This is a genomic window from Bartonella sp. OD88NMGDW, assembly GCF_042193775.1.
Classification (GTDB): domain Bacteria; phylum Pseudomonadota; class Alphaproteobacteria; order Rhizobiales; family Rhizobiaceae; genus Bartonella; species Bartonella grahamii.
Window position 1 is genome coordinate 157,080 of sequence record NZ_JBHIMA010000005.1, and the last position, 10,060, is coordinate 167,139.

10 protein-coding genes and 2 pseudogenes are annotated in these 10,060 nt (G+C 35.9%); all 12 read left to right on the forward strand.

The window, feature by feature from the left end:
* Nucleotides 1-10 precede the first annotated feature (10 nt).
* The gene (locus tag ACFIJR_RS05820) at nucleotides 11-691 is read left to right on the forward strand and encodes an energy-coupling factor ABC transporter ATP-binding protein (protein ID WP_012754688.1); all 681 of its coding nucleotides are present in this window, start codon (nucleotides 11-13) and stop codon (nucleotides 689-691) included.
* Nucleotides 688-1,326, forward strand: coding sequence for an energy-coupling factor transporter transmembrane component T family protein (locus tag ACFIJR_RS05825; RefSeq protein WP_375626854.1), 639 nt, complete (start codon nucleotides 688-690; stop codon nucleotides 1,324-1,326). The genes ACFIJR_RS05820 and ACFIJR_RS05825 overlap by 4 nt, the downstream gene beginning before the upstream one ends.
* A gap of 15 nt (nucleotides 1,327-1,341) precedes the next feature.
* Entirely contained in the window at nucleotides 1,342-1,911 is a 570-nt protein-coding gene (locus tag ACFIJR_RS05830) for a biotin transporter BioY (RefSeq protein ID WP_375626819.1), read from the forward strand.
* Nucleotides 1,912-2,157: 246 nt separating this feature from the next.
* Nucleotides 2,158-2,712: a biotin transporter BioY gene (locus ACFIJR_RS05835; protein WP_375653805.1), complete on the forward strand. Its 555-nt coding sequence runs from the start codon at nucleotides 2,158-2,160 to the stop codon at nucleotides 2,710-2,712.
* 70 nt (nucleotides 2,713-2,782) lie between these two features.
* Nucleotides 2,783-2,881 (forward strand): annotated as a pseudogene (locus tag ACFIJR_RS05840) (SMI1/KNR4 family protein); the annotation flags it as partial.
* Between the two features lie 5 nt (nucleotides 2,882-2,886).
* Nucleotides 2,887-5,460, forward strand: a complete 2,574-nt coding sequence (locus tag ACFIJR_RS05845; protein ID WP_375653806.1) for a DUF6990 domain-containing protein — start codon at nucleotides 2,887-2,889, stop codon at nucleotides 5,458-5,460.
* An 88-nt stretch (nucleotides 5,461-5,548) separates the two neighbouring features.
* On the forward strand, nucleotides 5,549-5,896 hold the full coding sequence (locus tag ACFIJR_RS05850) for an HNH/ENDO VII family nuclease (RefSeq protein ID WP_375649089.1): 348 nt from the start codon (nucleotides 5,549-5,551) through the stop codon (nucleotides 5,894-5,896).
* A gap of 271 nt (nucleotides 5,897-6,167) precedes the next feature.
* The gene (locus ACFIJR_RS05855) at nucleotides 6,168-6,638 is read left to right on the forward strand and encodes an SMI1/KNR4 family protein (RefSeq protein ID WP_375649092.1); all 471 of its coding nucleotides are present in this window, start codon (nucleotides 6,168-6,170) and stop codon (nucleotides 6,636-6,638) included.
* Nucleotides 6,635-6,937, forward strand: a complete 303-nt coding sequence (locus tag ACFIJR_RS05860; RefSeq protein WP_375653808.1) for a hypothetical protein — start codon at nucleotides 6,635-6,637, stop codon at nucleotides 6,935-6,937. The genes ACFIJR_RS05855 and ACFIJR_RS05860 overlap by 4 nt, the downstream gene beginning before the upstream one ends.
* Nucleotides 6,831-7,310: a hypothetical protein gene (locus tag ACFIJR_RS05865; RefSeq protein WP_375626812.1), complete on the forward strand. Its 480-nt coding sequence runs from the start codon at nucleotides 6,831-6,833 to the stop codon at nucleotides 7,308-7,310. Before ACFIJR_RS05860 ends, ACFIJR_RS05865 begins: the two co-directional genes overlap by 107 nt.
* Nucleotides 7,240-8,415 (forward strand): hypothetical protein, encoded by a 1,176-nt coding sequence (locus ACFIJR_RS05870; protein ID WP_375653809.1) that lies wholly within the window; start codon nucleotides 7,240-7,242, stop codon nucleotides 8,413-8,415. The genes ACFIJR_RS05865 and ACFIJR_RS05870 overlap by 71 nt, the downstream gene beginning before the upstream one ends.
* A gap of 68 nt (nucleotides 8,416-8,483) precedes the next feature.
* Nucleotides 8,484-8,558: pseudogene (locus ACFIJR_RS05875) on the forward strand (lysozyme); the annotation flags it as partial.
* Nucleotides 8,559-10,060 lie beyond the last annotated feature (1,502 nt).

Consider the following 10,060-nt stretch of genomic DNA (forward strand, 5'->3'; position numbering starts at 1 on the left):
GGAATAAATCTTGGGGACTATAAAATTTGATGAGGTAACACAAGTTTTTGGTGATTTGTGTGTTTTAAGGAATATTACTGTACAGCTTACCGAAAAACGAATTGCTGTTATAGGTGCGAATGGTTCTGGAAAAAGTACATTTGTTCGTCTTATTAATGGACTCCAATTACCATCTCACGGTTTTGTAAGCGTTGATGGGCTTGATACCAAGCGCGATGCAAAAGCAGTAAAGCGTAAAGTTGGATTTGTATTTCAGAATCCCGATAATCAGATTGTTTTACCATTAGTTGAAGAGGACTTATCATTTGGTCTCAAAAATTTAAAGCTTAGTAAAGATGAAATTAAGGAGCGTGTAGATGAAATTTTACAGCGCTACGAACTTCAAGACTTCAGAAATCACGCTGTCCATTTATTAAGTGGTGGGCAAAAACAACTCGTTGCTATTTCCGGTGTAGTTGCAATGAAACCAGACTACATTATTTTTGATGAGCCGACGACATTACTTGATTTGCGAAATAAGCATCGCGTTACGCAAGTGATAGAAGAATTACCACAAACGGCAATAGTTGTATCGCATGATTTGGAGTTTTTGAAAAAGTTTGATAGAGTGCTGGTTTTTGATAAGGGGGAGATAGCAATTGATGATGTACCTTTTGTTGCTATCAAGGAGTATATAAGAAGAATGTCATGATCGGTTTATATATTCCAAGGGATACGTTTATTCATAGGTTAAGTCCTGGAGTTAAGTTATTATTTCTTGCGGCGTGTGGAACTTTTATAATAATGGTTTCTTCCATAGCGCTTCTTGGGTTATTTTTGTTGTTGGTCATCTTATTCTATAGAGTCGCCAAGGTCCCTCTCAAAACTGCGATAAAGCAATTTAAATCGATGGGATTGCTTTTGGTTCTTCTATTTGTATTTCAAACTATTTTTAGCGGTTGGCTTACGGGGGTTGAGGTCATATTACGTCTTGTTATCCTCTTTTCTTTATCATCACTTGTTTCATTCACAACAAAAGTTTCAGATATGGTGGATGCAATTGAAGTCTGGCTTCAGCCTTTTTGCTGTTTTGGTATAAATCCATCAAAAGTGAGTATGGTTATTTCTATGGCGATCAGGTTTATTCCTCTTTTGAGTGAAAAGTTTAATGAGGTACATGAAGCACAGCAAGCACGGGGACTTAATACTAACATTGTCGCTCTTGCGATACCTTTAATTATACGAACCATAAGAATGGCTTCAGAAGTGGCTGAAGCATTGGAAGCGCGTTCTTATGATGCTGATACCATTGATACAGCATTTCATAATAATCAAAGTTTTTTATAGTGAAAGAAGAATCAAATGAATACAAAAGATTTAGTTTATATTGCTTTATTTGCCGCTATTTATGCTATTTTAGGACTTTTCCCTTCTATTTATCTTCCTTTTCTTCTAGGGGTACCTATTACAGCTCAATCGATGGGACCGATGCTAGCAGGGTCTATTCTTGGGGCAAAAAGGGGTGCTTTAGCATCACTCCTTTTTCTTGTTCTTGTTGCGATTGGATTACCTCTGTTGCCTGGTGGTCGTGGTGGAATCAGTGTCTTTTCAGGGATTGCAAGTGGTTACTTAATAGGTTTTCCATTTGCTGCATTTTTTATTGGTTTAATGGTAGAATTGTTTTGGCAGCGGTTAAATTTTATAACATTATTTGTGATAAATACTGTTGGTGGCATTGGGATAGTTTATTCTTTTGGTGTTCCATGGACAGCGTATATGACCAAAGTCTCTTTACTGAAGGTTTTAATGGCTTCATCAGGTTTTTTGATAGGCGATTGTTTAAAAGTGCTGATTGCATCCTTTGTTGCACTCGCGATTAAAAGATCTGTTCCTCTCATTCATTCAAAGCATAATAAGAACAAGCTAAAATGAATGTATTATTTTATTATATAATATTCATGTATCACAATAAGTTTACTGAATTTAACCATAGTAATCTATGATGTAATTAAACATTGTAGAATCTAATATGATTTATATAAGTGATATTATTAAAATAAATTATTATAATATTTTTCTCTATATCTAAGGCATTTAAAGTGTACTTTTATAAATCTGATACTTTTTATTAATTATAGAACATTAACGAAATATTTTCCATAGTGAAGGAATAATTCAGTGAATACAAAAGACTTAGTTTATATTGCTTTATTTGCCGCTATTTACGCTGTTTTGAGTCTTTTCCCTCCTATTTATCTTCCTTTTTTACTGGGTGTCCCTATTACAGCTCAGTCTATGGCTCCGATGTTAGCAGGCTCTATACTTGGAGCGAAAAGGGGAGCTTTAGCATCACTTCTTTTCCTTATTCTTGTTGCGATTGGATTACCTCTATTGCCTGGTGGTCGTGGTGGAATTAGTGTTTTTTCAGGAGTTACGAGTGGTTATCTGATTAGTTTTCCATTTGCTGCATTTTTTATTGGCTTTATGGTAGAATTGTTTTGGCAGCGGTTAAATTTCATAATATTATTTGTGATAAATACTGTGTGCGGTATTGGGATAGTCTATTCTTTTGGAATACCATGGGTAGCTTATATGACTCAGGTTCCTTTGCTAACAGTTTTAATAAGTTCATTAGGTTTTTTGGCTGGTGGTTTCTTGAAAGTGCTGATTGCATCCTTTGTAGCGTTGACTATTAAGAAAATCGTTCCTCTCATTCATCCGGAAAAGGGGTAGTTCTGTACTGAAGAATAATTTTTGCCAAATGTATGTGGATTAAAAATCACCACAGAATACCATTCTGTTTTGTCTACTTTATGTCATGTTTCCATTGGGCGATTCTGAATATTACGCTAGCAATTTTTATGAATTCCTTTGCAAAAGAATTAAAGAGCACGCACGGTAATGACGATGCAAACCAAAGATGTCACGGAGATTTTAAAAAGACTGGGCTGGGAGCCTTATCGTGATAACGTGGGTGATACTTTCGCGCATTATCATCTTCCTGACTGCATTGTGGGCATAGGCTATGGTGTAAAAAATTATGGAGAGAGAGGCAAAGAGTTTTTGCTTTCGGCTGATCTCACCACCGCTGCTTATTGTCTTGGCTGGGAATATTCTAGAGGTGAAAAATCACAGCGTAAATATGGAGACGTGCTGTTTTACGCGAAGGAGGATTTTAATGTTAAAGCTCCAGATCTTTTGGAAAGCCATATCACAACCGCTTTAAACAAAGTGGTTGCATGGGCGCAAGCACAGGATATTGAAAAAAAGTTGTGCGAGGAAGCTGCTGATCATTCTGCCGTTGCACAAGCATTACTTGGTGATATGGAGGCTTTAAGGAGTGATAGATCTACTCCAAAACTATCTGTGCCAGAATTTGCAGATTATAAAACAATGACATCGGATGATCGCCTGCTTTTTTTTGCGCAAGCCTATAAAAATGGGGAGTTGGATGATATTCTAACGCGCAAAAAAACCAAACAGCGCTCGATAAGCCTCACAGCAGCAATGCGCGTTCTCAAAACACAAGGGTGGTTTTCTACGGAGCCTGGAAAAATGTGGTTGATTTTGCCCGACCGCTTCATTCAATTTGATTTTGGTTTTATACGTCTCCATGACAATTACAATGTCCGTATTGAAGCTGAAATATCTAATGAAATGATTTCTGTCGCTTGCAATTGTATTCACTATAGTGAGGAATATTGGTGCGTTTCTCCTACGGGGCTTTATAATTCTTTTAACACGATTGGGGGGGGGATTTTTAGTGGTTTTGATAAAGGCATTGATATTTGTGTAGAGACATTAGATGAGCAAGAGCTTATCAAAATCTCTGAGCGGATAATACAGTGGGCACGTGCCCAAGATTTACAAGCATCAATAGAAAGCAAAACACGTGTTCAAAAGTATAGCTACAATATACGTATAGTCTGGCATTTGGCTTGTTTAGCATTGACAGGTCAAATTGATGTTCTGAAATCTTATCAAAATTTTTTAGAAGCAGGTACGATTTCTGAAATTTTGGATGACCGTGAAGTAGAGAGATATATTAACCAGGCCGTTCAATTTGCTGAAGAATATCTGAAAATCCTTAATGAGCGAAAAGCTATAGATGATCGTCTTAGTTTACAAGATTTGTCTTTTCTTAATACAGTTTCTGAAGACTTAAAAAGGATGGACTGGACAGTCTATCGTGATAAAAATTACAATTGCAATGCTTATTTTATAAAGAAAGATCGTATCATTAATATAGTGTACAACCTTGATAAAAACGGAGAGACACCATTTGTTACCTTCAAGGTTTCTCTTTCAACACTTGGTTTTTCTACAGCTTATCGATCTATTTTCATCAATACTCCCCAATATACCGTTCTTAAAGAATCAGAAGAAGTTTATGCAGTTTCTAGTACTGAATTGGATGAAGGCAAGCTGAAACAGATCAGTGCGGATATTCTTGAATGGGCTGATCGACAAAATGTGAATCAAATCATCTATGATTATGCGGCTTTGCCAACAAATAGTGAATATGATCTTATAATACGCCATTTTATTGCGCTTATTCTTATTGGGGATGTTGAAAAGCTCAAATTTTATAAAGAGAATTTTAGAAAGGGAAACTCTTTAGGCTTTGTGGAAGGTATCACGAAATATACGATTGACAACGCTCTTACTCTTGCACGGCATTATCGGACTGGTTTTCCTAAAAATGCTCCGATTTTAAGCTTGGATGCGCAAACAGCATCTGTTGCTTCTAAAACAACTTCTGTTGAAGTGGCAGAGGAATTGGATGAAGTGGATGACACTGATGATCGTCTCACCATGGAAAGTGCTCATGCAATTTTAAAAAGCCTAGGCTGGTCAACCGAGAAAATCAATGAGAATGACCATATGGCAAGCTATCAATTGGCTGATCGTGAAGTAGATATTCTTTATAACGACGAAATTGCCAAAGACTACCCACAATTTGATAGGGCTTTTATGATTAGCACGGGCATTCTTTCCACCGCTTGTAAATTCATTGATCCTACCCACACGGAAGATATTCCAGATATACAGCTTAATTTTGAAGCCAAGGGATTAGAAATCTTTGAACCAGAAGTCACTGCGGATCGCTTAAAGCAAGCACTTGATGATGCGCTAAAATGGGCGGTAACAGACATTGACCTTTCTGAAAGACTTCGCTCTGATTATGGCACTGCTCCTTGGCAACAAGATGCAACATCTAAAGCAGATAATACGGATTATGCTTTACTTCATCTTGGCGCTCTTGCTTTATTGGGTGATGTTGAGACCTTACAATCTTATCAGCAAAGCTTTACGGCAGGTGATCACCTAGGCTTTGACGAAAGCATCAACAAAACCCACCTTGAACGTGCATTAGCTTTAGCCAAAGAAGTAGCAAAGGTGAAGCAAGTGAGTTACGCTTTGATTAAACAGGTGGCAGAAAAGCTTGATGATCACTCAGAGCTTTTTAGCGAGGAATAACCTCGCTCTTGGAAGGAGAGTTTATTTAAGTCTATTTAGAACAAAGAATAAATTGATTATTTTGAAAAAATCGAGGGGATTATGAATCATGAAATGGATAAAGAAAAAAAGTATGGGGGCAGCTGAGCCTATGGAATTTAAAGGTCAAAAAGTTTATCAGGAAGATGAACTGTTTGATCCTGAAACAGTTTCTTCTTGGAAAGAAAAAGGACACATAATAACAGGTACAAATGTGGAAAGAATGGCATCAGGAAGAGCTCCTATTGGAGTCGATTGTAGGCCTATTATGTTACATCCTGTGACACAAGAACAAGATAGTCCTCTCGTTGAGGTTCTCTACTCATTTTATCAAGACAAGAGTTTGGTTGCTCATATGAAGCCAAAGACAAATTTTATCAAAAAAGTTATTTGTTGGATTTCAAAAAAAGTCTCCTAAGCAGGAAAAAAAAAGTAATTATTGCAAATATTGGAGTAATGACACTAAAAGGCGCTCTCTAAGCTTTAATGATCATCCCCTTTAATTATATCATATATTGTAAATGCGAGATGATTTTACAGACACAGATGAGAAAAGAGTTCCTTCAAAAAAAGATCTCTTATGATTTTATCAATCTCATCCCAATTCCATTGGCTATGGTAGAGAAATATTGATCATTAGAAACACTCATTATGAGTAAAAACACGCTGTGACTTATGGAGAAAAATTTATGAAAAGTTATACTTTATCAGATGTTGCACAATATATTGATATGCATAGTCATGCTATTAATTTTGGTACTAAAGATAATGCTCCTGATGATGTAAGGATTAAAACAGCTGAGAATACTCTCGATTTACAATTTACCTCTTCCTATAAGGGTTTTTTAAAAAATTATGGAGGAGGAGAAATTGGAGGTGAAGAAATATTCAGTATTTATGAAATCTGCGCAGGTATTCCTGCTGGTGATATTGTTTACCGAAATTTGCTCGATAGAAGAGATGGCTTTACGGACCCCAAACAACTTGTTATCTGCACAACTGATTTTGGTGAAACCTTTTATTTTGATTATACGCAGTTTCGGGATGGAGAGTGCCCGCTCTATCTTAAGTTTCCACTTGACGATCCCCAGTATTACGCAAGTAATTTTTATGAATTTCTCTGCAAAAGAATTAAAGAGTATGCAGGGGAGGATTCATGAAAACCTATACCTTAGATGATGTTGCAGTATTAATTGATAAAGTTAATAAATATAATGATGATATTATCAATTTTCGTACTGAAGAAAATGCGGCTGATAATCTACAGATTGAAAAGGCGGAGAAAGCTCTTAGTTTGAAATTCAACTCTTTTTATAAGATTTTTTTAAAAAAAACTATGGAGGAGGGGAAAAATGAAAAAAATCTTAAAACTATTGAGCTGCATGGCTCTCTTAAGTACAGCTGGATGTCAGTTAGGCAATCCTCCCCCATCGACTTTGGTTTTATGGGAAAAGCCTAGAGCAGATCGGGCTGTAATCGAACAATCACTTTTAAAATGTGGCTGGAAACCGGTTTATGCTTCTTCTAGTGATATGAATTCGTATGCAAGTGAATTTGCTTCAGTATATGAGTGCATGAAAAAAGCAGGCTTTCGATATAAATTGCAGGATTCAAAGGGGATTTATTTTACACAACCTCTGAAAAGTGACTCGTTCCTAACCGATCTCATGATAGCTGGATATCAGCAATTTATGGACAATGATACTTTTGGTCTAAGCAATACGAGAAAGAAGGAACGGGCCATGATAACTCATTTTAAGAATGAAAGAAAACGTCAACAAACAAAAAAATCTTTGCAAAAGCGATCATCAAAGCGTCCTACCCATTCTTAAAGAGTTAGTTGAACAAAAAGCACGAATGATGGAGGGAGTCAAAATAGTGCTCTTCTTTATTCAAGCGGGTGATACGTTGAATCTAGAGGTTGATCAACTCACCAACAAGGCAGTGGTAGGTTCTCTTTCCACTAGTTTTTTAGAGGATGTGCGTTTTAATCAGCCTTACAGAATTCTGGAAGCCGATCCGAAAAATAGAAAAGGTCTTGTGATCAATAAAGGGGCATGTTTTCGCTTTTATCATGGTGGTGAGAATGGGGGCAGGCACCTCTTTTACCGCATTCCAGGGCGTGGAAGGATGACTTTTGACGAAGATCTTGAAGCAGGAAAGGATTATTATATATATCTCATCTTAAAAGATCAGACGAATGAGCTATCCTTTGACCTTTCGCAAAATCCGACAGCTCCTGATGGCTATACAGAGGATAATTCTGAAAAGATTGGTGGATTTCATACGCTATGTGCGGATGTTGGTGAGATTGAAGGTCATCCCTTATCAGGTTATCAAGCGGGGGATATTTTGCCCAATTCTGTTTGGTGTTTAAATCACCGCCCGCGCAGTAGTCCAGAAGGGATGGTTTATGATCTTTCGCAAGATCTTTGGGTTGATATTTATCTTCAATCAGGGACAGGTGTAAATGCAAAGTCGGCATATGGTGTTCCGATTACGATCAATCGTAGCTATGCGGATCATGCATTTGATTTTTGGTCTGTTAGTAAGAGATTTTTGACGAGTGATGAGTTTTCGCCAAGCATGTATGGCAGTAATCAAGCAACCAGTATTGTCGGCAATCAAGCGCCTTCTCCGAAGACGTCTGGAGGACACGTTGATACAAACAATAGACGGATGATTTCGCATATTGGTTGTGAGGATGGTTGCGGTTATGTGTGGCAATATTTGTCTGGTTGTTATCCAGTGACTAAATGGCATACAGGGGAGCAAGGAAGCAGTTTACGTGTAGACATAAATGTTATGTTGGGAGGAGGCGATTGGACTGGTGGCTCTAACAATGATCATCTTGTACGGAACTTTGCGCATTCTCGTTATGTCGAAGATGAAAAAATAGGCGCTCGTGGATGTAGCGAGCCACTTTATTATAATTAGCGCGAGATTGATTAGAACATCATTTTATCCAGCCTCACTTTTGTGGGGCTTTTTTTATGGAGCGTCAGATGAGAAAGATATCGAAAGAAGGATTAGAGCTTATCAAACAATGGGAAGGTTTGCGTTTAGAGGCTTTAAGAGATATCATATCAAAAAACGCAATAAAGTCAATATGTTGTTTGCAATTATTTTATATGAATCCACTTAAGAATCCATTCTTTTATGCATGATTCATTTGACCATTTTTGATATAAGATTGCCATGTATGAATAGAGCATAAAAAGCAAATCATGATGTAAAGATTATAACGCATGTGTGTATTCAAATGAAATGAAAAGCTGTTATCATTCATAACAGTTTATAAATTTTATGATACGTTTTTATCACTTAAAAATCGCATTGAAGTTAGTAATATAGACTTTTTTAATTTCGCTAAATTTTTAGCGAAACTATTATAAGCTTATAAGTTTAATTTATAAAATTGCATAAAAAGATTTAAAGACAAAATCATATTTAAAACGCTTTCTAAAAATTTAGAAAACGATAGGCAGGCATTATACAGATCCTATCATCACAACAGATATGAAATTCAAAAAGTTATATCTTATGAAATCAAAAGCCTTTTTAATGAATAAAAGCAAGCTATCAAAAAACGTTTAAAAGTTACATTTAAAGCACAGAGCCCAAATATGGGCTGAGTGAATTTAGTCACCCCAAATTTGGGGCAGCTATTTAGACAAGATAAGCAAGTAAAATTTAAAATCGTTGTAACATCATAAGGTATCGGTTTTTACTTAATTTTGAGTCAAAAGCTGTAATGTTTAAAGAATGCTCTATTCTAAGATAACGCCCCCAAAAATGGACCGGCTAATATTTAAAGAAATTAGGTTTTAATGAAAAGTACAAATACGCTTATGAGAACCTCTTTAAATGCACGTTTAAACGTTTGAAACATAAAATGAGATCTTTATAAGAAACGTTAAAACTTTTTTTTATTACAGTTATAACTTAGTTATCATTTGCTCTTAAGAACGTTTCATTTATGAAAAATGAAGATCTAGATTTCACAGCAGAGCAAAATCTTAAAAACCTTACATTTTATAAAAGCGTTTGTTTGTTTTTCTTATAAAAAGCTGCTTTGAAAACCAATGCTTGCAAGCTAAAAAGAACGTTTTTATAAGACATTCATTTAAGATGCATTTGCTTTTGATTGGATTATTAAAGCTACCGAGCGTTTTGATTTGTTTGATACGTTTGAGAGCAACAAAAAGCGTTTATAGGTTTTCTCATTCAAATGAGTGAGTAAAAATCAAATGCATCATTTACATTCCTTTTGATAAGTTTTCATATCTCTAATAGAGCGCTTGCAATATGATACATTTTGTATATATGCATTCATTACTCCATTGTGGATGATTCATTTTAATCAATAAAAAACGCTATTTGAAAGCCGCGTCATATCACTTGGCGCGGCTTTTTTTTATTTTACTCTCTCTTTTATGATATGTTTATAGCAATGCATTTTATATGCGTTTATAACCATAAAGAATGCACGCCCCCCATGTCTCTTTTTATTCTGTTTTATCAGTTATATTGACAACATTATCCCTTTCATAAACCTCACAATTTTTTGGAACCAACCTTA